The organism is Falsiroseomonas sp. RANM36 (assembly GCF_056682175.1).
The window spans coordinates 1-295 of record NZ_JBWXTD010000061.1; the positions used below are offsets into that span (position 1 = coordinate 1).

Annotated in this window: 1 protein-coding gene; it reads right to left on the bottom strand. The window is 73.9% G+C overall.

The features are described 5' to 3' along the window. Nucleotides 1–295: thiamine pyrophosphate-dependent enzyme (locus AC1MIR_RS27840; protein WP_480031412.1), on the bottom strand; the 295-nt coding region annotated here is incomplete at both ends.

The following is a 295-nucleotide window of genomic DNA, read 5'->3' on the forward strand; positions in this document are numbered from 1 at the left end:
CCGGTGTTGAGCCCGTTGTGCCAGAAGCCGCCATCGCCCATCACCGCGATCGGCCTGCGCTGGTTGGTGCCGGCGACCGCGGCCGCGCGGGCCAGCGACATGCCGTAGCCCAGGATGGTGTAGCCCTGGTGGAAGGGCGCGAAGGTCGCGAAGGCGTGGCAGCCGATATCGGCCGCGACATGCACCGGCCCCGTTTCCTGCCGCAGCAGCTCCACCGCGCTGAACACCGGCCGTCCCGGGCAGCCGGTGCAGAAGGGGGGCGCGCGCGGCGGGATCACCGCGCCGACCGCGCGCT